This is a genomic window from Paenibacillus ehimensis NBRC 15659 (assembly GCF_004000785.1).
Taxonomy (GTDB): Bacteria; Bacillota; Bacilli; order Paenibacillales; family NBRC-103111; genus Paenibacillus_G; species Paenibacillus_G ehimensis.
Genome location: NZ_BILX01000015.1, coordinates 20,008 through 42,454 on the forward strand (window position 1 = coordinate 20,008; position 22,447 = coordinate 42,454).

Consider the following 22,447-nt stretch of genomic DNA (forward strand, 5'->3'; position numbering starts at 1 on the left):
ATTCTTGGTTCGCTCCGTTGACTTCGTCAAAAGTCGCTCCCAAGAAAGCGCACCCGCTCGCCCCAAAAAAACAAAAGCCCAACCGAAAAACCTACCATTTAAAAGCCATGCTCTTAAGTTCAAGAGGAATGCCGGAGGCGACTAGGAAAACCTGATCGGCCTCGCGGGCAAGACGTTGGTTCATCCGGCCGGACAAGTCGCGGAACATGCGGCCGAGCTTGTATTCCGGCACAAGCCCGGCTCCGACTTCGTTCGTCACGAGAACGGTCGGCTGCTTCGCCGTCGCGAAGACGGCAGCCAAGCTGTCGATTTTCGCTTCGAGCCGCGCTTCCGCATCCGGCTCCTGCTCCAGCCGAAGCAGCCAGTTCGACAGCCAGAGCGTGAGGCAATCGACGAGCACGACCGGCGCAGCCGAGCGTTCGAGCAGCTCCGCCAAGGCGAAGGGCTCCTCGGCGGTCGTCCAGCGGAAGCCGCGCTCGCTGCGCGCTTGGCGGTGCAAGTCGATGCGCCGCCGCATTTCGTCGTCATACGCTTGCGCGGTGGCGACGTATAAGCCCTCATAGCCCAGCACCGCCGCGTACCGCTCGGCGAACGCGCTTTTGCCGCTGCGCGCCCCTCCGGTGACAAGCACTTTTAGCGGCGCGTTTCCTTCCCATTGACCGGCGTTCATACGTTTGCCCGTTCCAATCCGCCCGAAACTCCGGCATCCGCGAAGGTCGCCATTTCCTTCATAATTCGGACCGCCGCTTCGATCATCGGGAAAGCCAGCACCGCGCCGGTGCCTTCGCCCAGCCGCATATCCATCCGAAGCATCGGCGTCAAGCCGATCTCCGCGAGCAAGCGCTCATGGCCCCGCTCCTGCGAGAGATGTGACGCGATCATATACGACACGCTGAGCGGCGCGAGCCTTGCCGCGACCAAGGCCGCGGCCGACGAGATGAAGCCGTCGATGACGACAGGGATGCGGCTCTGCGCCGCGCCGAGAATCAGGCCGGTCAATCCGGCGATCTCGAGGCCGCCTACCTTGGCGAGCGCATCGAGCGGATCGGCAGCTTCCGGCCGGTTTACTTCAATCGCCCGGCGGATAACGGCCTGCTTGTGCAGCAGCCGCTCGTCGTCGATGCCCGTACCGCGCCCTGCGGCGGAGGCGGCATCGGTCGCTCCGAGCACGGTCAAGAGCGCCGAGCTGGCTGTCGTATTCCCGATGCCCATCTCGCCTGTTGCGAGCAGCCGGTAGCCTTCGCCCGCCAGCTCCCGGGCCAGCTCTACGCCGACCATGACCGCCGCTTCCGCCTCCGCCCGGGTCATCGCCGGTCCTTTCGCCATGTTGGCCGTTCCCATGCGGATCTTGCGCGAACGCAGCAGCGGATGCGACAGCTCGGCGTTGACGCCGATGTCCACGCAGACGACATCCGCCCCGGCCTGCCTTGCCAGCACATTGACGGCCGCCCCGCCGTTCAGGAAGTTGAGCACCATCTGCGGCGTCACCTCCGCCGGAAAGGCGCTAACCCCCTCCTCGCATACGCCATGATCTCCCGCCATCACGACGACGGCTTTTCGCGCCAGCTCAGGCATTACTTCGCCATGAATGCCTGCAAGCTGCTTCGCAATTTCCTCCAGCCGACCGAGGCTGCCGGGCGGTTTGGTCAATTGGTCCAGTCTGCGGGCCGCCTCTTCCATCATCCCCGCATCAAGCGGCCGAATGTCCGATAGCACTTGTTGTAACCGGCTTTGATCCGACATGGTCATTCCCCTTTTCCGAGCAAAATTTGCGGCACTCCGCTGTCCGGGTGCGGAAGCACATACGGACGCGTGCCGTATACGTTCTCCAAAAGATCGGCGCGCAGCACGTCCTCCGGCGTACCGATGCCGGCCGCCTCGCCGTCATAAAGCAGCATAAGCCGATCGCAATACTGCGCGGCCAAGTTCAAATCGTGCAGCACCGAAATGACGGTCATCCCGCATTCCCGCTGCCATTGACGGACCTTGTCCATCATGTCCACCTGGTACCCGATATCCAGGAAGGTCGTCGGTTCGTCCAGCAGCAGCAGCTTCGGCTCCTGCGCCATCGCTTTGCCCAGCGCCACCCGCTGGCGCTCGCCGCCGCTAAGCCCGTCAACCGTACGCTCCTCCAAGGGTCTGAGCTTCAGCCAATCGAGGATCCGCTCGATCAACGCTTCGGAATCCCCTGGCTCGTCCCCCAACCAGTTTTGATACGGGTAACGGCCCATCTCCACGATTTCGCGCACCGTGAAACCGAGCGGCGGCAGCGCATCCTGATGCAGCACGGCGAGCTGCCGGGCCAGCTCTTTGCGCGGGACGGTCTCGACCGGACGCCCGTCCAGCTTCACCATACCGGCATCCGGCCGCTCGACACCGGATATCATATGCAGCAGCGTCGACTTTCCGCTGCCGTTCGGGCCGAGAATGCCGAACCATTCGCCCGGCTCTACCGAGAAGCCGATCTGCCGAAGCACCGGACGGCTGCCGAACGCCTTCCCCGCCTGTTCCACTTCCACCCGTATCACCCGCTTGGCTCCCCCTTTCCAATACTCCGATACATGAGGAGCGCCGTGTGAACGGACACTCTCCCGGCAGCGTGTTCCTCCGCCTTTCTTGACGGTGCTGCGCTTCTCCGAGAGAAGATCGGTTCCCTTCGGCTAAAGCCGCGGTCCCGACCTCATCCTTCCCGAATCGCACGCTTCCGCCGCCTTAGTAAATAAGCGAAGAAGGGCGCCCCCATAAAAGCCGTGACGACGCCGAGCGGAATTTCCGTCGGACTAAGCAGCGTCCGCGCCAGCATATCCGCCAAAACCACATAAATGGCGCCTCCAATGAGCGACAGCGGCAGCAGCAGACGGTAGTCCGGACCCACCAGCAAGCGCAGCAGATGCGGCACGAGCAGGCCCACAAAAGCGATGACTCCGGACACGGATACCGCAGCGGCCGTAATCAAAGTAGATGCGATTAACACGACGAGCTTCGTCCGTTCCACGTGAACGCCCAAGTGGGCCGCCTGCCGCTCGCCCAGAGCAAACAGATTCATCGCCCGCCCGAATCCGAGCAATATCGCCGCTCCGACAGCTAAATAAGGAAGCAGTACAAGCGAATAAGACCATCCGCGCAGCGCCAGGCTGCCCATCATCCAAAATACGATTTCATTAATGACCTGCTTGGACATTGAAACCATCAGCGAGACGAACGAACCGAGAAACGCCTGCATCACGACGCCGGACAAAATGACCGTTTCCATCCGCAGCTTGCCTTCCGTCCGGGCCAGCAGCAGCACTGCGCTCAGCGTAAGCGCTCCTGTCGCAAACGCGACGACCGGCACGCTCCATTCCCTGAGCAGCGAAAACTGCAGCCCGAACAAAATCAGGAAGGAAGCCCCGACGGACGCGCCCGACGAGACGCCGAGCGTGTAAGGATCGGCGAGCGGATTGCGCAGCACGCCCTGAAATGCCGCGCCCGCCAGCCCGAGCGCTGCGCCGACCAGCAGTCCGAGCGCCACCCTGGGCAGCCGCACCTTCCAAATAATCTGCTCCGATGCCACGCTCCAAGTCTCGGGGATGCGCTCGCCGGGCCATGGAAGCTGATGCAGGAGGATCCCCCATACGTGCCCGAACGGCACGCGAACCGAACCGACGGACAAGGCAACCGTCGCGGACAGCAGAAGCAGGACGATCGCGCCTCCGCCCCATATCCACAGCTTGCGCTTCATTATTTCACCAGATCCGGATAAATCCCTTTGGCGATCTCCACGAGCCCGGCCGTAATGCGCGGCCCCGGACGGCTGATCAAATCTTTATCGACACCGGCCAGCTTGCCGGACCGGACCGCTTCGATTTTATCCCAGCCGCTGCGTTCGCGGATCAGCTGGTCCATCGGCTTTTTCGACTTGTCGTCAATGATACCGTTCGGGTAAATGATCACCTGGGGATTATCCGCGATAACCTTCTCTTCGCTGATTTGGACATAGCCCTTCTCGCCGCCGGCTACATTGATCCCGCCGGACAGCGTGATCAGTTCGTCGATAAATTCGCCTTTGCCGACCGTCCAGCCCGGGGAAAACTCGATAAACACCTTTTTCTTCTGCTCCGGCTTCAGATCCTTCACGGCATTCACGACCTTCTGACGCTCGGCTTTCATCGAATCAACGAGCTTTTGCGCTTGCTCCTGACGGTCGAAGATTTGTCCCATCATCAGCAGATTGTTCATCACGTCGTCCAACGTTTTCGGTTCGACCTTGAACATGTTGATTTTCAGCTCGCGCAGCTTGTCAACCACCTGCGGCTTCATCGACACCCCGGTCATGACCAGATCCGCATTGGTCCCGATCAGCGCTTCTTCATTCGGCTTGACGATGCTGCCCATCTTCGGCTTCGACTTCGCCTCCGCAGGGTAATCGCAGAAGTCCGATACGCCGACCACCTTGTCTCCGAGGCCCAGAGCGAAGAGCGCTTCCGTTTCGCTCGGCGAGGTGGATACGATTCGCTCCGGCGCCTTCTCGAACACGAACTCCTTGCCCGTAGCATCCTTCACCTTCAGAGGATAAGACGTTCGCTTGGCCGACGAAGCCGCTCCTTCCTGCTTCGTGCCGTCGGCCTTCGGCGGATTGGCAAGCTCTCCCTGTCCCGGCGTCTTCGCCGCGCTTCCGCAGCCTGTCAGCGATGCGGCCAACGCCAAGCTCAAGATCGCAGCTAACCATGATTTGCGTAAAACCTTCGTTGTAAGTTTAGCTTTCATCTTCCAAATCTCCTCTGGATATAGGGTATATTTTTTGCGATGCCCAAAACGAAAAAGCCCTTCACCCGGAAGCATTTCCGAGGCAAAGGGCACAGACGGACCGCCCGCCGCGATCCGCCCGTTCAAAGACGGCACACCGCCGGCCGGCTGCCCGATTCCGCTCCTTTTCCTCGAAGGATGCTTCGCTTGCCGTTCGGGCAGGTTTCCTGGCTTACAGGCTTCCTTCCGGAGCTCTCCGCCTTCCCGCTTTACATTAAAGCAGTGGCTTCCCGGAGAGCATTCGCCCGTTCACAGTGGCGGGACCGCGCCGGATTCGCACCGGCTTCCCTTTTAACTTGCAGGCTTCCATCCGCCCGCAAGCACCCGAACCGCTATTCAATTATTCGTCCGCAGCTAGCTTTCCAGCGAGCTTATACCGCCACGCCCAGCATCGCACGAACGTTTACTTTTGCGCAATGATTTTTAACACTTGCTTTGCCTTTTCCGCGTCCGGAGCATTCTCCGGAATGAACGCGAACAAATCCTTGCCGTTCAATTGAAGCTCCGTGAACCAAAGGGACTTTTCCATCGGGATGCCGTACAGATGCTTCTCCTTCTTGTCGCCCACGGGAATTTCCAGAACGCCTTCGGCAAAATCCTCCGGCTTCGCCACGTCGTCAAGCGACACGTACCCCCCCTGCTTCGCCATGCCCTTGAACTGCTCCGCAGGTATAATCAACACCCCGTGCCCTCCGGCGGCAATTTCGACCATCATTTTCTCAAGCGAAAACAACGGCGACGTCACGACCTGAACGGTGGGCGTCTGTCCGATTTTGCTCTGCAGCGACGCTTGAAGCTTTTCCCCGATTTCCGTCGGAATGCCGCTTTTCCCCATCAAAAACACCGTTACGTCCGCCTTCGGTCCTCCGCAGCCCGCGAGCACGAAGATCAGCAGCAAACCGAGAAGCCATCTCCTTCTCATCGTCCCTTTGTCTCCCCCTCTGACCGTACCGCCGGATTCCAGTCTCCGCGGCTCTCTATCCTTGTATCTTATCATGTCGGGGCTGCGCTTTCAAAGCTTTTTCGACAAAGCAAAAAGGGACCGTTCAACGCCGGTCCCCTTTAGGGCGATTCATATATTCATTGATTTTGATATCCAACTGCATGCTGATTTCGACAACTTCCGGGGATGTTAAGCTGTTCCCGTTCTGTACCAGCTGTTCCAGCTGACGCCGGAGCTTGTAGATGTCGTCTTCCAGCGAAACGGCGGACGAGGCCTGTTTTCTTTTCCCAAAAGTCCACTTGGCCTTGTGCTCGCTGTCGCGAATCCAGCCGACGTTCAGATATTGCCGAAGCTGATATTCCGGAAAAGCCATCCCCCATCCCTCCCACCGGGTCGTCGTCATCAGACCTAAGCTGACAAGTTTCTATAGTAAGTCATAAGATATGAACTATCATACCTATAAGATACCAGTTTTTGGGGGATTTGAAAATGATTTATTTTGACGAAATTACAACTTTTTTATGAAATTTCCAATCCTGTCGATGGCTTCGGTCAATTGATTGACCGATGTCGCATACGAGCAGCGGATAAAGCCCTCTCCGCCCAGGCCGAATACGTGCCCGGGCACCGCTGCGACCTTGGCCTCAAACAGCAGCCGTTGGGCAAATTCTTCCGACGTAAGTCCCGTGGACTGGATGGAAGGGAAAGCGTAGAACGCTCCCTGAGGCTCATGGCAAGGAAGGCCGATCTCCCGGAAGCCATGAACGACCAAACGTCTCCGCTGGTTGTAGGACTCGACCATCTTGTCCTTCTCCTCCATCCCGTTGGTGAGCGCTTCGAGCGCAGCCACCTGCGCCATGGACGGAGCGCACATCACGGTATACTGATGGATTTTCAGCATGGCCGAAATGAGATCCTGATGCCCGCAAGCATACCCCATCCGCCATCCGGTCATGGCGAACGCCTTGGAGAAGCCGCTCACGAGAATCGTGCGGTCCCGCATGCCCGGCATCGACGCGAAGCTGACATGCTTTTGCTCATAGGTCAATTCGGCGTAGATTTCGTCGGAAATGACGATCAGATCGTTCACTTCCACAATTTTCGCGATCGGCAGCCAGTCCTCGTACGTCATGATGCCGCCGGTCGGATTGCTCGGATAGCACAAAATGAGCACTTTCGAGCGGGGTGTAATGACCGCTTTCAGCGCTTCCGGCTTCAGCTTGAACTGGTCCTTGGCGAACGTTTCGATCCCGACGGGAACGCCGCCGCTAATCCGCGCGATCGGACTGTAGGAAATATAGGTCGGCTCCGGAATCAGAATTTCGTCTCCCGGGGCGATCAGCGCACGCAGCGCAAGATCGATGGCCTCGCTGCCTCCGACCGTTACCATCACTTCGTCCGACGGCTCGTAGAGCAGCCGGAACGATTCGTACAAGTATTCCGCGATCGCCTCGCGCAGCTCGGGCAGCCCGGCGTTAGGCGTATATTTCGTATTGCCGCGCTCCAACGAATAAACGCACGATTCCCGGACATGCCAAGGCGTGTGAAAATCAGGCTCTCCGACGCCAAGAGAAATAATATCTTTGCTCCCGCTTACCAAGTCAAAAAACTTGCGAATCCCCGAAGGCGGAATTTCCTGCACGAGCGGCGCCAAATACCCGCGCATCGACTTGACCTGCTGTACCTGTTTTGACTCAATCATGCTTTTCAGCGTCCTTTACGGCGAGATTAAAAGACGGCGGTCATCCTCATGGTCTTCAAAGACGATTCCGTCTTGCTTGTATTTTTTAAGAATAAAATGCGTTTTGGTCGAAAGCACCCGGTCGATCGGAGACAGCTTGTTGGAGACGAACGACGCCACTTCCTTCAGCGTCTTCCCTTCGATTTCCACCAGCAGATCGTAGGCCCCCGACATCAAATAAACCGATTTGACTTCCGGATATAAGTAAATGCGCTCGGCAATCGCATCGAAGCCCCGGCCTCGTTCCGGCGTAATCTGCACTTCGATCAGGGCGGTGACCTTCTCGTTGTCCACCTTGGCCCAGTTGACGACCGTCGCATATTTGACGATCACGTTCGCTTCCTCCAGCTCGCGGATGGCTTCCGCCACTTCGGCTTCGGACGCCCCCAGCATAGTCGCAATCAGAGCCGGCGTGCGTCTTGCGTCTTCCTTCAGCAGCTCGATGATTTTCATTTTGAATTGTTCCAATGACAACGCCCTCCTACTAGTTTTACGAAGCAAACGGCCTCACCCGGCGAATCCACCGTGAGCCGGGAAGCCTGCGGGGTCGCAGCCTCGCAACGAGTGCCGGAACCGATGGCTTATTACTTCATATTACACCCGTCAGCCACGCTTTGGCAAAGTAAAATTATGCGGGCCCGCACTTCCGCGGCCACAGCAAAAAAACCTCCGAACGCTCGGAGGTTGATAACGGCTTATGACAAGCCCGCATCAGCAATGGCAGTGACTCGGTACCGGGGAAACGGCCAGCAGCTTGCGCATGTAGGCTTCGATTTCCCGAAGTTCATAGCCGGGCTTAATTTTGCATTCAAACGCTTGCTGTCCGATGCCGTCGCTTACCAGCCGCCCGAGGCCGACCAGCACGCCTTGATCGTAGGCCGCGATGACAGGGCCCCCGTCGCATAAAGCTTCGTAAGCCAGCGGCCGGCGTTCGCCGGTCCGTTCGGACACGGAGTCGATCAACTGCTGAAACTGCGCTTCGCCCGGAAGCTCGTTATGCAGCGCGATTTTCATCCTTGGTTCCCTCTCTTCCATACTGCTTTTCGGTGTCGAGATTGATCTCTATTGATTATTATACATTTAATTGCATATTTATTCAACAAGCCTGACAGAGTTTCCAAAAATAAAATAAGCTTGCCCTTATCGGACAAGCCTGTCTTCCCTAACGGATCAAAAAATTCCCATGCTCAAGTAACGCTCTCCGGTATCCGGGGCAATGCACAGCACGCGCTTTCCGCGGCCGAGCTTTCGGGCGATTTGCAGCCCCGTCCATACGGACGCGCCGGCGGACGGCCCGACCAGAATGCCTTCGAGACGCGCCAAGTCCCGCGTCGTTTGCAGCGCATCCTCGTCGGATACCTGAACGATTTCGTCGTAGACGCCGGTGTTCAAAATTTTCGGCACGAAGCCGGGGCTGGTGCCTACGAGCTTGTGCGGCCCCGGCTCGCCGCCCGACAGCACCGGAGAGCCTTGAGGCTCGACGACGTAGATTTGCACTCCCGGAAGCTTCTCGCGAAGCACTTCGCCCGTGCCTGTAATTGTGCCGCCCGTGCCGGCCGTCGCGACGAAGGCATCCAGCCGCCCTTCCATCTGCTCGATGATCTCCAGCGCCGTGGTCGTCCGGTGGATGTCCGGATTCGCCTTATTCTCAAACTGCTGCGGGATGAAGCTGTTCGGAATTTGCGCCTGCAGCTCCACCGCCTTGCGGATCGCTCCGGGCATCCGCTGCTCCGCGGGCGTTAAGACAACCTCCGCCCCGTACGCTTTCAGCAGATTGATCCGTTCTTTCGTCATATTGTCCGGCATGATCAGAATCGCCTTATAGCCCTTGGCCGCGGCGTTCATCGCCAAGCCGATCCCGGTATTGCCGCTGGTCGGCTCGATAATCGTCGCGCCCGGGCCGATCAGGCCGCCCTTCTCCGCCTGCGCGATCAGATTGAACGCCGCGCGGTCCTTGACGCTTCCGCTCGGGTTGAAATATTCCAGCTTCACATACAACTCCGCGTCGTTTTCCTGAACGAGCCTGCGGATGCGCACGGCCGGCGTATCGCCGATCAGCTCCGTAATGCTGTTCACCATTTTTCCCGTCGTACCCTTCATGCTGCCTGCCGCTCCCTTCCCTATCCCTCTTATTTTATCGGGAAGGTATGGTTTTAGCAAGCTGACAGAGGTCACGCCATTTCCGCTTTGCGCATCCAATACCAGACGGCGAGCGGCGAGCTGCCGATGCCGAGCAGCAGCCAGTTCATGGCGGCAGGCGACTGGGTAAACGAAACGACGGCAATAAACAAGGCAGTGCCGAGCAATCTGCCCGAATTCAGCGCCAGCTCCCGCATGACGATGTATTCCTCCCGCTTCTTCACGCTCTCCTCTTCCCGCCCGATCAGATCGAAGACGATGGAGGTCATGGGAATGCCGTACAGCGGGTAAAAGACAGCCGCGCCCACCCCGAACAGCAGCAGCGTGACGAAGTTGACTTTCCAAAAAAACGGCAAAATGACAAGCACCAGCATCACCGCGCCAAGCAGCATCGCCTTCCCCCGAAACCGGGGCTTCAGCAGCCTGCCCGCGACCAAAAAACTGAGCAGCGCCACTGCGGAAGTGACGAGCGAGAAATTGCCCAGCGACATCTCGCTCCCGGTATGAACATATACAAGCAGGCCGATCATGAAGCCGAATACGCCTTCCCGGACGCCCTGCGCCATGAGCGCGAGCCCGACCTTGCGCCAAGCCGTATCCTGATATCTCAAGCACCGCCAGGCGAGAAACCATTCGTACGTCCCGGACGTTTTGCGCTTTTTCAGGAAAAAGCTGAAAATAACCCCGACCAGAAAAACAACCAGCGACAAGGTAAAAATGAGCCGGTAGCCCGCAGCCGCTTGCAGCCGGACGATCAAATAACCTGAAATCCAAGGCGCGATCATCCCGGCGCCCGATCCGAGCAGGCCCGCCCATCCGTTAAACCGATCGCGGTCGTCCGGGCCCGTGACCTCGAAGTAAACGACGTTGAACGCAAGCCAGAACAAGCCCGATGACAAGCCCTGTACCGCGCCGAGCAGCACGAAATAGTCTGCCGCCCTCCCCCCGAACCAAAGCACCAGCATATAAAAGATAGCCGCAACCGCGACCCCCGTGCGCAAGCAGTTCATTTTGTTATGCTCTTTGACCCATTTGCCAGCAATCCAGAACGTGAGCGCCATCGTCAAATGATGAATGAGCGTAAACCATCCGATGACCGTAAAATCATGCTTCGCTTTCCATAGATACACGTTGACGAACGTGCCGGACAGGGCGTTGGCTACGGCAAACAAGCCGTTCACCGTCAGCAGAAGGCGGGATTGCCCCGACAACGGGCGGCCCTTTTCCTTCTTCCGCTTCCCGCCGGCCGGGCCGGTCTGCTCTACTTCCCGCCATCTGTGCTCCCCCGCACGATCCTTGCCTCGCACCCAATCGTGCGGAAAATGTTTAGCTCCGGAATGCATGCTCTCACCTTGTATCCGTAATGTCTTAGTTAAGCTTCCCTGTTCGGCGGAAATCATGAATCAAGGCCAAAAAAAGGAACCCGACAGCCGGCAAATGCCTGCTCCGAATTCCTTTTTTTGCAGATCTTATTTTTTAGCTCCATACTCCCGAAGCTGTTCGACCAACGCGAGCCGGTCCGTTTCCGCCAGCTGGCGCTCGACTTTGAAGCAGGACGGGCACAAGTAGACCTGAACGCCGAATGAAGATTCCAGCAGCGGCTTGCCAAGCGCCGGGTGCACGAACGGAACGAAGCCCTCCGAAGCAGGTTCAGTGCCGGCCAGCAGCATAAAGCTGTGGCAGGAAGAGCATTCCGGCGCTTCCTCTTGACCGTCCAGCAGCTGCTGAGCCCCTTCCCCGTAGTCGTCTGCCAGCTGCAGCTCCTCGTCCGACAGCTCCAGCTCGTCATCCAGTTCTTCCTCATCGTCATATTGAATGCCCGAGTCGGAACGCTCCACCTGTAAATTAATGCTCCGGTAATCGCCCAGCTCATTGAAGCAGTGCGGACACTCCTCTTCCGGGCCGATTTCCGGGTCCCATACGATCTCCGTATGGCACCACGGACATACCTGTTTTTCTGATTGCGACAATGCGTCATCCCCCTTAGCGGCGGCGGGTGAAGGTCCCTGCTTTACTCCTTCACGCTATGCAAATTTAATAAAATAGTAAACGCCCGCGCCCAAAAAAACAAGCGCAAGCGCAAATAAGGTGCCCCATAAATACTTCACAAGGACTCTTCCTCCTCCGGTCTTGAAGAACGATCCGATTTGGCCGGCCCGCATCGCCGGTCCCCGGCATCAGGTCACGCTAGCGCCGATAACATAGGACAACGACACCGAAATGACCATCGACAGAAAGCCTACCGCCCGGTTGTCCTTCTGGATTTGCTCGTCGATTTTGAAATAAGGCGTCAAAAATTCAAAAATAAAATAAGCCGCCAGCAGCAGTAAAAAGCCATACCCTGCCCAAATCAACGAATGCAGCACCGAATCGTTATTCAAGATCGCAAAACGGAACAGGTTGCATATCCCGAATATTTTGCCCCCGGTCGCCATCGCTACCGACAAGTTTCCGTTCTTGATCTCTTCCCAATCTTTGTACTTGGTGACAATCTCGAAAATCGCCAAAAAGACAATTAGCGCCAGCACGGCGATCGAAAAAAACGCCAGCGTCTCAATATAAGGGTTGCTCAACAAAAAATCCACCTCTTTATCCGCCATAATCGATCCACCCTGCCTTTCGCCTTAATCAAGGTGAGTTTTTAACACCGAAGAGACTGAAGGCCTGGCGCCTTCAGTCTCCTTATGTGGCTTACTCCGCTTGCTTCTTGGCCGCCAGCTTCGCACGAAGCGCTGCCAGTTCATCGTCGACGCCGTCGTTTTTGCTGAGCGCTTCGAACTCATCGTCAAGGCTCTTGCCTTTGGAGCGCAGCTCGTTGCTCGCTTCGGCTTCCGCTTCAAGCTGCAGCACCTTTTGGCTCATCCGGTCGAAGCCTTTTGCCGCATTGTCGGTACCGAAGCCGGTCATCGCTTGGTTGATCTGCTTTTGGGCCTTGGCCGCTTCAGCGCGGGCAACCAAAATGTCCTTTTTGTTCTTCAGCTTGCTGAATTCGTCCTTCATCTCGGACAATTGGTTGCGCAGACGGTCGGCGTTGGCTTTCGCCGTATCGTATTGCTGCTTCATTTCGTCGTAGCGCAATTGATGCTCTTTCTTATCCTGCAGCGCGCGGCGGGCCAAATCCTCGTTGCCGGATTCCAGCGCCTTGAGCGCTTGCTCCTCGCGTTTTTGAACCATTTCCTGCGCTTCCTCGTACTGCTGCTTGAACTTCTTCTCGATCGCGATTTGCTTGGCAACCGCGGACTCGGCTTCCAAAATATCTTCTTCCATATCCCGAAGGAATTGATTGAGCATTTTTACCGGGTCTTCCGCTTTATCCAGAAGATCGTTAATCGAAGCCATCGTCAAGTCACGCAGTCTTTTGAAAATACCCATGTTAAAATTCCTCCTGTACGTTTGTATGAAAAAATATCGCTTCAGCCTGCAGAGCTTTCACAAACATCGATGCTTACACTCGTATATACGGGAGATGCGGGCCGGAGTTTCAATTGTCGAATAAAATTTTTCCAAGAATAAGTGCGGTCCCGCTGCAACCGGAAGGAAGAGCGGGCTTCTTCTATTTCAGCTCGGCTACCGTGACCCCTGCGCCGCCTTCGTTGTAGGCTCCCATCCGGAAGCTTTTGACGTGCTTATGCTTGCGCAAAAATTCCTGAATGCCGGTCCGCAGCACGCCGGTGCCTTTGCCGTGGATGATGAACACCTGGCCGAAATTGGCCAGGTACGATTCGTCGAGGAAGCGGTCCACTTCGATGATCGCTTCTTCCACATTGGCCCCGCGCAAGTCCAGTTCCATCTTGGCGTTCTCGTCGCGCGTCCGCTTCAGGCTGGAAGTGCCCTGCTGCTGCGGCTTTTTCTGGGCGGAGGCTTGCTTCACGAGCTCCAGATCGGCTTTGTTCACCTTCATCTTGAGAATGCCAAGCTGCACGGTCACTTCCGTTTCGCTCACCACCTCGACCACATGTCCCCGCTGACCGAGATTGGTCACGAGCACTTCGTCGCCCGGCTCGACACGGTCGGCTTTTTTGCGCGGCGTACCGGCCTTGGACTTGCTTCGGAGCTCGGGAGCGGCATCGTTCATCCGCCTTTTCAGCTCGCTGAGCTTATGATCCTTGACTCCGCCCGCTTCCTCGCGCTGGATTCTGCGAAGCTCGGTAATGATCTCGTCGGCTTCGCGGCGGGCCTTCGCCACCGCCTCCTGCGCCTCGCGCTCCGCACGCTCGAACAGCTTATCCTTCTGCTCCTCGAAGCGCCGGCGTTCGGCGGCAAGCTGCTCGCGCAGCGTTTCGACTTCGCGGCGGTTGCGCTCCGCCGATTCGCGCTCGGCCTCGGCCTGCAGCCGGTTCTCTTCGAGCGTGGCGATCATCGATTCGACGCGCTGATCCTCCTCGCCGACCTGACCGCGGGCGTGATCGATGATGGTTTTCGCCAGACCGAGGCGCTCCGCAATCGCGAACGCGTTGCTCCGCCCGGGGACGCCCACGAGCAGCCGATACGTCGGACGCAGCGTCTGCACGTCGAACTCCATGCTGGCGTTGATCACGCCCTGCCGGTCGAAGGCATACGCCTTCAGCTCGCTGTAGTGCGTCGTTGCGACGATGCGGCAGCCCATCCGGTGCATATGCTCCAAGATCGATATCGCCAGCGCCGAGCCTTCGGCAGGGTCGGTTCCGGCTCCGAGCTCGTCGAGCAGCACAAGGCTCTTGGGTGTCATCTCTTTGAGAATCCGGATGATATTGGTCATATGGCTGGAAAACGTACTGAGATTTTGCTCGATGCTTTGCTCGTCTCCGATATCCGCATAGATCGCATCGAACACGCAAAGCTGGCTGCCCTCCTCGGCCGGGACGAACAGCCCCGCCATCGCCATAAGCGACAGCAGACCGATCGTTTTGAGCGAGACGGTCTTGCCGCCCGTATTCGGTCCGGTCACAATGATCGTCGAATACCGGTTGCCCAGCTCTACGTCAAGAGGAACGACCTTTTCCGCGGGAATGAGCGGATGCCGTCCGCGCTTAAGCTTGATGAAGCCGCGGTCGTTGAGCAGCGGCAGCGTTGCCTTCATCTCGCGGGCGAGGCCCGCTTTGGCGAAAATAAAGTCAAGCTCCGCCAGCGACTCTACGTTGACGAGCAGCGTATCCGCGCTATCCGCCACGAGGGCGGACAGCATGCGGAGAATTTTCTCGATCTCCGCCTCTTCCTTCAGCTTTAATTCACGCACGCGGTTGTTCAATTGCACGACCGCTTCCGGCTCGATAAACAGCGTCGCCCCGGAAGCCGACTGATCGTGAATCATGCCGCCGAAATGACCGCGGTATTCTTGTTTTACGGGGATGACGTACCGGTCTCCCCGGATCGTGACCAGATTGTCCTGCAGCATCTTTTGAATGGACGGCGTGCGCACCATCTGTTCCAGCCGCTCGCGGGCTTTCGATTCGCTCGACCGCAGCTCTTGACGAATTTTCAGCAGGTCCGGGCTTGCGGTATCCATGACCTGTGCGTTCTCGTCAACGCATCCGCGAATCCGATCTTCCAGTTCCTTATGGTCTGTCATCGGCTCGATGAAATCAATCAGCAGCGGAATGCTGTAATCTTCGTTCGTCGCTTCCAGAAACCTGCGCAGCCGGCGGCCGCCTTGACTCGTCATCGCAATATCCAACAGCTCGGCCGGGTTCAGCATGCCGCCGATCCGCGCCCGATGAACCGCAGCTCGGATGTCGCGGATGCCGCCGAACGGCGCGCCGCCCTTCAAGCGGTCCACGTTAACCGCCTCATCGGTCGCCTGCAGCCTGCGCTTCACTTCATGAAAATCGCCGCTCGGTTCAAGCCCCTCCGCCCGGCCTTTGCCGAGCGATGTCGCGGCATGGTTCGCGCAGCGCTCGAGCACCGCACGGAAATCCAGCGTCGCCAATATTTTTTGATTGTATGATGTCTTGTTCGTATTCATCGTTATCGTTTTAGAAACCTGCCTTTCTTGCCGGAAAAAGCTCTCCATTGCTATTATATCCAAGACCGGGAAGTAAAGCTAATGAATTTCCGCTAGGGATTGCCATTCATAATGCCGAAGGTTTGGGAAAACCTATAAGTTGCACCGAAAGCGCTTGACGAACACCGCAAAGACGCGAAGGAGGAACTGCACGATGCACTTGCTTGGACATCTTGTCAGGTTTATCGTTTCCGCCTTAATGCTGCTGGTTGTCAGCTGGATCGTTCCCGGCTTTTCGGTCGGAGGCTTCTGGAGCGCCTTTTTCCTGGCCTTGGTTATCGCGATCGCGGCGTGGGTCATTGAAGGAATCTTCGGCAGAAAGATTACTCCGTTCGGCCGGGGGGTTGTCGGTTTTCTAACAAGCGCGCTGATTATTTGGCTCGCCCAGTTTATCGTAGGCGGCGTAAGGACAAGCATTATCGGTGCAATCTTGGCTGCCTTGGTTATCGGAATCATCGACCTGTTCATTCCGGTGAAAACACCGTTTGAGCGCGGCGCTTCCGGTCGTGAGAACGCCAAGTAAGCAAGTCGGCCGCAGGCAAGAGCGTCTGCGGCCAATTTTTTCGACTTCGCGGCGGTACCGTCATACGAATAACGAGTAAATCAAATATCCGGCCGTCCCCCATATCATCAGCGCCGATACGCGGTTCAACCAAGTATGAAACCGTCCCGAAGCATCCAGCCTTCCGGTGATCCGCCCCGCGCCGGCGATCCCGATAAACCACAACCACGATACGACGATGGCCGCAGCGGTAAACCCGACTCTGTCAGCTCCCGTATAGTTCAGCGAGCTCGTTCCGATCACGCCGACGGTATCGAGGATCGCATGGGGGTTGAGCAGTGAAATCGAGACGGTAAAGGCGATCTGCTTCGAAATCCGGAACGACTCGGGCGAGCTTTGCACCGATGGTCCGGAAGCGGAACCGGCTTTCCAAGCGTTCCAGCCCAGATAGAGCAAAAATGCGGCGCCTGCGATGAGCAGCACCGTCTTGACCCAGGCAAACGCCAAAATGACGACGGAAACCCCTAAAACGGCGGCCAAAATCAAAATCGTGTCGCACAAAGCCGCCGTGACCGAAGCCGAAAGCGCGAGAACGAACCTCCGCTGTACAACCCCCTGCTGGAAAATAAACAGGTTTTGTACCCCCAAGGGGAGAATCAATCCCAAAGCTAAAACAAATCCGTGCAGTACCGCTTGCATGCCCTCTTTCCTCCTGAAGCTATCTGAATAATCTAGTCTTCATCCATCATACCTCCCCCGGCGGAAAAGTCTTCAACCAAACGGTTGGTCGAGTACCCAACCAAAACAAACTTTGCTACAATCGGAGTAACCGACTTCGTACGGAGGGATGGCAGCGCATGTACCGCCTCGACTGGCAGCCGGATGAAAATTCGCCGCTGCCGCTCTATTTGCAAATCAAAACCTATATGAAACGCAAAATCGAAAACGGCGAGTGGCCGGTCGGCAGCCGCATCCCGACGCAGCGTCAATTGGCCGAGGCGCTCGGCGTCAACCGCTCCACGGTCGTTACGGCGCTTCAGGAGCTGACCGCCGACGGGCTGCTTGAAGGCGACGGACGGCGCGGCACGAAAGTGGTCAACAATCCGTGGTCGCTGCTGACCTCGCGCACCCCGCCCGACTGGGATTCGTATGTCCAGGCCGGCTGGCACCGGCCCAATCTGCCGACCATCCAAACGATCAACGAGACGGAATTTCAAGCCGGAATGATCCGTTTAAGCACGGGAGAGCCGTCCCCGTCACTGTATCCTCAGCCGCTGCTTGGGGAGGTGTTCGCGCGCCTTGCCTCCCGCATTCACACGCTCGGCTACGAAGAACCGCGCGGGCTGCTGCCGCTGCGCGAGCAGCTGAGCCGCCACCTGCAAGCGATCGGCATTCCTGCTTCCCCGGCCTCCGTTCTCATCGTCTCGGGGGCGCTGCAAGCCCTGCAGCTTATTTCCCTCGGCCTCGTCAAACCGGGAGCCACCATGATCACGGAGAGCCCGTCCTACCTTCATTCCCTGCATGTATTTCACTCCGCCGGAGTCCGGCTAGCGGGGCTGGAGATGGATTTGGAAGGCATACGCATTCGCGGTTTGACCGAGTTGAAACCCCTGCCGAACCGGATGCTGTATACGATTCCGTCCTTCCACAATCCGACGGGCACCGTCATGTCGGAGCAGCGGCGCGTCGAGCTGCTGCGGGAATGCGAGCGGCTGCAGCTGCCGGTGATTGAGGATGACGTCTATCGCGAGCTATGGTTGGACGCCCCGCCCCCTCCGCCCTTGAAAGCGCGCGATCCGAACGGACTCGTCCTATACTTGGGCAGCGTCTCCAAGACGGTCGGCCCGGGCCTGCGAACCGGCTGGATCGTCGGACCGGAGCCGGTCATCCGGCGGCTCGCGGATCTCAAAATGCAGACCGATTACGGGTCAAGCTCGCTTTCCCAATGGGCGCTGACGGAATGGTTCGAACGCGGTTTTCATGAGGAGCATTTAAGCCGGGTGCGTACCGTATTAAGGCAAAGACGCGACGATGTGCTGGACATGCTGCAGAAGCATTTGACCGGGCTTGCGGTATGGAATGTGCCGACGGGCGGCTTTTACATTTGGCTGCGGATCGTGCCTCCGGTCTCCATGAATGCGCTGTTCGCACGCGCGCTGCAGGAGGGCATTCTGTTCAACCCCGGTACGGTGTACGATTCGCTTGGCGGGGCCTACATCCGGCTCTCGTATTCCTTCGAATCGGCAGAGCGCCTGAATCTTGGCCTTCGGAAGCTTGCCGGACTGATCCGGGAGCTTGGCGCCCAGCCAAAATAAGTTCGACAGGGAATGACACGATGTGTTCATATTGTTGTCACCGCTCCGACACAGCCTTAAGGCCGACGGTTGCTGTATCATGGAATGAGAAAAATATTCCACGATGGTTGTGAAAGGGGACTTACCGGATGAAAAAATGGATTGTAAGTATGGCAGCAGTCGGATTGATCTTCGCCTTATCCGCATGCGGCGCGAAAGAAGCCCCGAAAGCTTCGGAGCCTGCAGCAGGCGGAGCGGCCAACGGCAATGCGGCGGCTCAGCAGGTAAAATTGGTGGCCACGAACTTCGAGTTCGATCAAAAAGAATATACAGTGAAAAAAGGCGAGGACGTGACGTTTTCGCTGGAAAACAAGCAGGGCATGCACGCCGTGCAAATCAGCGGCGCAAACGTCAGCTTGGACAACAACAACAAGACCAAAACGGTGAAAATCGACAAGGCCGGCACGTACGATATCATCTGCTCGCTTCCTTGCGGCCAAGGCCACGCTACGATGAAATCCAAGCTTATTGTGGAATAAAACAGCCTGAAGGCGAACCTTTCCAAAGCGGCTCCAGTTGTCCTCCGGGACGAACGGGGCTTTTTTGCATTGATCATAATCAACCATGCGGCGTGGTTAAAGAGCCAAGGTCGATGCTGAAACCACGCTGCGTGCGTGGAATGAACAGCTGGCCGTCAATTTGACCGCCGCCTTCCGATGAAGCAGCCACGCTCCTTCCATGCGCAGGCAAAAGCATTTTAATCGTTAATTTTAAAAAAGGCCTGCTTCCGCAGCTTGGTTTGTTCCAAGCGGTGAAGCAAGCCCTTTTCAGTCCTTCTATCTGCGGATTCATGATTCACCCGCTTTGACCCGGCCGCTGTGATTGTTCCAGAGCTCCTGCAGCTTATCGGTCAAAATCGGCGTATGCTCCAGGACGTACGGCGTCAGCATCGAGTTTTTGAGTTGATTCTGCGCGCCGTCGTTCGGGATCACGGTCATGACATGGACGGCGATCACCGCGATGACCGCCGCTTCCGCAAAGCCTAGCGCGGCGCCGCTCCATTGATTGACCTGCTTAATTCCGGGCGCGGCGGCCAGCCAGTTCAGCAGCCGTCCGCCGATGCTGAACGCGATTTTGACCCCGAAGAACAACAGCGCAAACGCCAGCGCATTATACACGTAAGTGTCCAGCTTCAAGCCTTTTGCTAAAAATTCATACTTCTGGTACGTTTCATGCCCGGATAGCGCAAGCGTACTGCCCACCAGCGGCGCCACGTCGTCATAAAAGAAAAAGGCGATCACGTACGCGGCCACGAGACCGGCGACCGATACCAGTTGGCCGATAAAGCCGCGCGCGAACCCTAAGCCCGTTCCGACGGCGAGCACCGCCAGAACGGTGTAATCCAATCCGTTCATCCGCTATTCCTTCTCCACGAGCTCGATCCATTCGTTATATTCGATCTGGAGCTTCTCGTACTCGGATTTCAAGTTCTGCAATTCTTGGAATACTTGCTCCGCCTTCTCCTGGTGCTGCCCGTATTCGGCCTGCAGCGCTTTGTGTTGTTTTAGCTGTTCATTGAGCTGCTCTTGAAGCTCATTGTACAGCTCGACCTGAAGCTCGAGCTCGTCCTTCTGCTCGGCCAGCTCGATCCGCAGCTGAGCTCCCTGCTGCGCTTGCTCGGTCAGCTCGGCGATTCTCGCTTCCTGCGCAGCCAACCGCTGCTCCAGCGTCTCCCGCTCGCTCTGCGCTGTTTGCTGCCGATCCTCAAGCGCGGCACACTGCTCCTGCAGGGCACGGCTCAGCTCTACAGCCGCTTCGCGTTCTCCTCGCAGCTCGGCAAGCTCGCGTTCACGCTCGCCGAGAAGGCGCCGGAACTCCTCATGACGCGCCTCCTGCGCCGCCGCCGCTTCGCGCAGACCCGCTTCTTGCTCGGCCAAACGCCGCGCCAGCTCGTCATGCTGCCCTTGCAATTCATCATAGAGCTCCTGATGAAGGCCAATCTCCTCTTCCTGCTCGCGAAGCTTAGCCCGCAGCTCTTCGACCAGCGCCGCCTGCGTCTCGCTGCGCCGCTCCCGTTCGGCCAGCTCAAGCGCCAGCTCGGCCTCCCGCTCGCGAAGCTGCTGTCCGAGCTCCGCGATGCGCGCCGCCAAGGCAGCCGCTTCTTCGTCGAAGCGTTTCTTCGCTTCGGCCAGCTCGCTTTCGCGCCTCCGCTCCAGTGCCTCCAGCTGCCGGCGCTGCTCTTCTTCCCGGGCCGCGAGCCGGGCGTCGCTCTCGGCTGCCCGCGCCTCCAGCTCCGCCTGACGCTGCTCTGCGGCCTGCGTGCGCTGCTCCGCCTCGGCGAGCTCTGCGGCGCGCTGCCGCTCCAACGTCTCCAGCTTCCGCTGCAGCTCCGCTTCCTGGGCGCCGCTGCGCTCCCGCAAAGCGGACAGCTCGCCTTCGAGCTCGTTGTACAGCTCCTGCTGCAGCGCAAGCTCCTCTTCCTGCTCGCGCTGTTTTCCGCGCAGGGCTTCCAGCTCCGCTTGCAGCCCTTCGCCGCGCTGCAGCTGCTCGCGCATCTTCTCCAACTGCTCGCCAAGCTGCACCTCCAGCCGGCGCTTCTGCTCCTTCAGTTCCGCGCTCTCGGCGGCGCGCCGCTGCTCAAGCTCCGCCAGCTCGCGCTGCAGCTCGGCTTCGCGAGCCGCCAAGCGCGCGGCGTCTTCCGCCGCCTGCGCTTCGAGCACCTGCTCCAGCTCCGCCGCACGCTCGGCGTAGCGTACCTCCGCTTCGCGGGCCTGCTCCGCCAGCATCGCTTTCGCCGCGACTACCGCCTCCCGGTTGCGCTCCCGCTCGGCCGCGAGCTGCAGCTCCAGCTCCGCTTGCCGCGCCTCTGCTTCGCGCGCCTGCTCCGCCAGCAGCGCCTCTGCCGCGGCTGCTTCCTCGCGGCTGCGCTCCCGCTCGGCTAAGAGCTGCCGCTCCAGCTCCGCTTGCTGCGCGGCCGCTGCCGCCGCCTGCGCCTCCGCTTCGCGCGCCTGCTCCGCCAGCTTGGCCTCCGCAGCAGCCGCTTGCTCCCGAAGCTCGCGTTCCTTCGCTTCGCTCAGCTCCTGCAGCTCGTTATAAAGCGCCACCTGCAGCTCGATCTCCTGCTGCTGGCCGGAAAGCTGCTCCTGCAGTCCGTCGAGTTGGTCGCTCAGCTCGGCGTACTGCTGTTCCCGCTCCGCGAGCCGTTTCGCCGCCTCACCACGCGCCTGCTCAGTCGCCTGCAGCCGCTGCTCCAGCTCGCTTGCGCGCTTCTCCTGCGCCGTCAGCCGCTCCTGCGTCTGACGCTCCGCTTCCGCCTGCTTGCTAAGCTGCGCCTCCTGCGAAGCGATTCTCGCCCGCAAGCTGTCCCGCTCCTTGTCCTGCTCGGCCGCGCGGAGCTCCAGCTCATGCTTCGCCTGCTCCAGCTCAACGATCCGCTGCCCGCGGCGCTCCGCTTCTTGCGCTTCGGCGGCGCAGCGCCCCTCGAACTCGCGTGCCCGCTCCAGCGTCTCGGCGAGCTTGCGCTCAAGCTCGCCGCTCAGCTCCAACTGGCCGGTCAACCTCTCCCGGCTTTCGGCAAGCTCGCTTTCGAGCGTAGACAGACGCTCGCGAAGCGGTTCCAGCTCGGCCCGCAGCGCTGCCGCTTCCGTCTCGGCGCGCTCCCGCGAAGCCTGCTGCTCTCCGCGCTCCGCTTCGAGCTTCGCCAGCCGTTCACGCTCCGCCTCCAGCTCCTGTTGAAGCTGCACATGGCGCTCGCTTAACCGTTCCAACTCTTCGCTCGCATGCTCGAGCTGCCGCTGACGTTCCAATACCGATTCAAAATCCTGACGCATCCGGCTCCATTCGTCCGCTATATTAACGGCCGCGAGCACCGCGATTTTAGGCAAATCAAGCCGCGGGCTGCTCTCCGCGATCTTGTGCATTTGGTCGTTTACCAGAGAGGCAACTTGCTTTATATAGGAAGGGCTGGATTTGGAAACCAGCTTGTACTGGGTACCATAAATATCGACGGTCATCCGAACTTTATCTTCACCGCTCATGCGCCTTGCTCCCCTTTCCGAAACAC

23 protein-coding genes and 1 riboswitch are annotated in these 22,447 nt (G+C 58.6%); of the genes, 3 read left to right on the top strand and 20 right to left on the bottom strand.

Annotated elements, in window-relative coordinates:
- Positions 1–91: 91 nt before the first annotated feature.
- From cobU to PEH01S_RS11220, 16 genes are all read right to left on the bottom strand, one after another.
- Positions 92–670, bottom strand: coding sequence for a bifunctional adenosylcobinamide kinase/adenosylcobinamide-phosphate guanylyltransferase (gene cobU / locus PEH01S_RS11145; protein WP_127485447.1), 579 nt, complete (start codon positions 668–670; stop codon positions 92–94).
- Positions 667–1,743, bottom strand: a complete 1,077-nt coding sequence (gene cobT, locus PEH01S_RS11150) for a nicotinate-nucleotide--dimethylbenzimidazole phosphoribosyltransferase (RefSeq protein WP_127485449.1) — start codon at positions 1,741–1,743, stop codon at positions 667–669. The genes cobU and cobT overlap by 4 nt, the downstream gene beginning before the upstream one ends.
- A 2-nt stretch (positions 1,744–1,745) precedes the next feature.
- Positions 1,746–2,528, bottom strand: a complete 783-nt coding sequence (locus PEH01S_RS11155; RefSeq protein WP_127485451.1) for an ABC transporter ATP-binding protein — start codon at positions 2,526–2,528, stop codon at positions 1,746–1,748.
- Positions 2,529–2,680: 152 nt separating this feature from the next.
- On the bottom strand, positions 2,681–3,721 hold the full coding sequence (locus PEH01S_RS11160; RefSeq protein WP_127485453.1) for a FecCD family ABC transporter permease: 1,041 nt from the start codon (positions 3,719–3,721) through the stop codon (positions 2,681–2,683).
- Positions 3,721–4,746 carry an ABC transporter substrate-binding protein gene (locus PEH01S_RS11165; protein ID WP_127485455.1) on the bottom strand — a complete coding sequence of 342 codons (1,026 nt, stop codon included), beginning with the start codon at positions 4,744–4,746 and terminating at the stop codon, positions 3,721–3,723. Before PEH01S_RS11165 ends, PEH01S_RS11160 begins: the two co-directional genes overlap by 1 nt.
- A 179-nt stretch (positions 4,747–4,925) precedes the next feature.
- Positions 4,926–5,128: riboswitch (cobalamin riboswitch) on the bottom strand.
- 60 nt (positions 5,129–5,188) lie between these two features.
- A complete protein-coding gene (locus tag PEH01S_RS11170; RefSeq protein WP_127485457.1) occupies positions 5,189–5,707 on the bottom strand; it encodes a hypothetical protein in 519 nt (172 codons plus the stop codon).
- A 124-nt stretch (positions 5,708–5,831) separates the two neighbouring features.
- The gene (locus PEH01S_RS11175) at positions 5,832–6,101 is read right to left on the bottom strand and encodes an aspartyl-phosphate phosphatase Spo0E family protein (RefSeq protein ID WP_025853169.1); all 270 of its coding nucleotides are present in this window, start codon (positions 6,099–6,101) and stop codon (positions 5,832–5,834) included.
- A 135-nt stretch (positions 6,102–6,236) separates the two neighbouring features.
- Positions 6,237–7,430 (bottom strand): aminotransferase class I/II-fold pyridoxal phosphate-dependent enzyme, encoded by a 1,194-nt coding sequence (locus tag PEH01S_RS11180; RefSeq protein WP_127485459.1) that lies wholly within the window; start codon positions 7,428–7,430, stop codon positions 6,237–6,239.
- A 15-nt stretch (positions 7,431–7,445) separates the two neighbouring features.
- Positions 7,446–7,922 (bottom strand): Lrp/AsnC family transcriptional regulator, encoded by a 477-nt coding sequence (locus PEH01S_RS11185; protein ID WP_173426612.1) that lies wholly within the window; start codon positions 7,920–7,922, stop codon positions 7,446–7,448.
- A gap of 258 nt (positions 7,923–8,180) precedes the next feature.
- Complete coding sequence (locus PEH01S_RS11190) at positions 8,181–8,483, bottom strand: hypothetical protein (protein WP_127485461.1); 303 nt, start codon at positions 8,481–8,483, stop codon at positions 8,181–8,183.
- Between the two features lie 156 nt (positions 8,484–8,639).
- The gene (gene cysK, locus PEH01S_RS11195) at positions 8,640–9,569 is read right to left on the bottom strand and encodes a cysteine synthase A (protein ID WP_127485470.1); all 930 of its coding nucleotides are present in this window, start codon (positions 9,567–9,569) and stop codon (positions 8,640–8,642) included.
- A 71-nt stretch (positions 9,570–9,640) separates the two neighbouring features.
- Complete coding sequence (locus PEH01S_RS11200) at positions 9,641–10,951, bottom strand: MFS transporter (RefSeq protein WP_174807124.1); 1,311 nt, start codon at positions 10,949–10,951, stop codon at positions 9,641–9,643.
- A 126-nt stretch (positions 10,952–11,077) separates the two neighbouring features.
- Positions 11,078–11,578 carry a hypothetical protein gene (locus tag PEH01S_RS11205; RefSeq protein ID WP_127485472.1) on the bottom strand — a complete coding sequence of 167 codons (501 nt, stop codon included), beginning with the start codon at positions 11,576–11,578 and terminating at the stop codon, positions 11,078–11,080.
- A gap of 207 nt (positions 11,579–11,785) precedes the next feature.
- The gene (locus tag PEH01S_RS11210; RefSeq protein WP_025853152.1) at positions 11,786–12,208 is read right to left on the bottom strand and encodes a DUF350 domain-containing protein; all 423 of its coding nucleotides are present in this window, start codon (positions 12,206–12,208) and stop codon (positions 11,786–11,788) included.
- Positions 12,209–12,299: 91 nt separating this feature from the next.
- The gene (locus PEH01S_RS11215) at positions 12,300–12,980 is read right to left on the bottom strand and encodes a PspA/IM30 family protein (RefSeq protein ID WP_025853150.1); all 681 of its coding nucleotides are present in this window, start codon (positions 12,978–12,980) and stop codon (positions 12,300–12,302) included.
- Between the two features lie 181 nt (positions 12,981–13,161).
- Complete coding sequence (locus PEH01S_RS11220; protein WP_025853149.1) at positions 13,162–15,549, bottom strand: endonuclease MutS2; 2,388 nt, start codon at positions 15,547–15,549, stop codon at positions 13,162–13,164.
- A 193-nt stretch (positions 15,550–15,742) separates the two neighbouring features.
- Here PEH01S_RS11220 and PEH01S_RS11225 point away from each other — a divergent pair, with 193 nt between their 5' ends.
- Positions 15,743–16,111 carry a phage holin family protein gene (locus tag PEH01S_RS11225; protein ID WP_025853147.1) on the top strand — a complete coding sequence of 123 codons (369 nt, stop codon included), beginning with the start codon at positions 15,743–15,745 and terminating at the stop codon, positions 16,109–16,111.
- Positions 16,112–16,171: 60 nt separating this feature from the next.
- On the opposite strand, the gene PEH01S_RS11230 is transcribed toward PEH01S_RS11225, so the two are convergent.
- On the bottom strand, positions 16,172–16,789 hold the full coding sequence (locus PEH01S_RS11230) for a LysE/ArgO family amino acid transporter (RefSeq protein ID WP_127485474.1): 618 nt from the start codon (positions 16,787–16,789) through the stop codon (positions 16,172–16,174).
- Positions 16,790–16,947: 158 nt separating this feature from the next.
- Here PEH01S_RS11230 and PEH01S_RS11235 point away from each other — a divergent pair, with 158 nt between their 5' ends.
- On the top strand, positions 16,948–18,405 hold the full coding sequence (locus tag PEH01S_RS11235; protein ID WP_127485476.1) for an aminotransferase-like domain-containing protein: 1,458 nt from the start codon (positions 16,948–16,950) through the stop codon (positions 18,403–18,405).
- Positions 18,406–18,533: 128 nt separating this feature from the next.
- Positions 18,534–18,923: a cupredoxin domain-containing protein gene (locus tag PEH01S_RS11240; protein ID WP_127485478.1), complete on the top strand. Its 390-nt coding sequence runs from the start codon at positions 18,534–18,536 to the stop codon at positions 18,921–18,923.
- A 79-nt stretch (positions 18,924–19,002) separates the two neighbouring features.
- Here the strand turns inward: PEH01S_RS11240 and PEH01S_RS11245 are convergent, their stop codons facing one another.
- Genes PEH01S_RS11245 through zapA form a run of 3 tightly spaced genes read right to left on the bottom strand, consistent with a single transcriptional unit; the run spans position 19,003 to position 22,421 of the window.
- On the bottom strand, positions 19,003–19,236 hold the full coding sequence (locus tag PEH01S_RS11245) for a hypothetical protein (protein ID WP_127485480.1): 234 nt from the start codon (positions 19,234–19,236) through the stop codon (positions 19,003–19,005).
- The gene (locus PEH01S_RS11250; protein ID WP_127485483.1) at positions 19,233–19,799 is read right to left on the bottom strand and encodes a CvpA family protein; all 567 of its coding nucleotides are present in this window, start codon (positions 19,797–19,799) and stop codon (positions 19,233–19,235) included. Before PEH01S_RS11250 ends, PEH01S_RS11245 begins: the two co-directional genes overlap by 4 nt.
- Before the next feature lie 3 nt (positions 19,800–19,802).
- Positions 19,803–22,421 (bottom strand): cell division protein ZapA, encoded by a 2,619-nt coding sequence (gene zapA, locus PEH01S_RS11255; protein WP_127485485.1) that lies wholly within the window; start codon positions 22,419–22,421, stop codon positions 19,803–19,805.
- Positions 22,422–22,447: the final 26 nt, after the last annotated feature.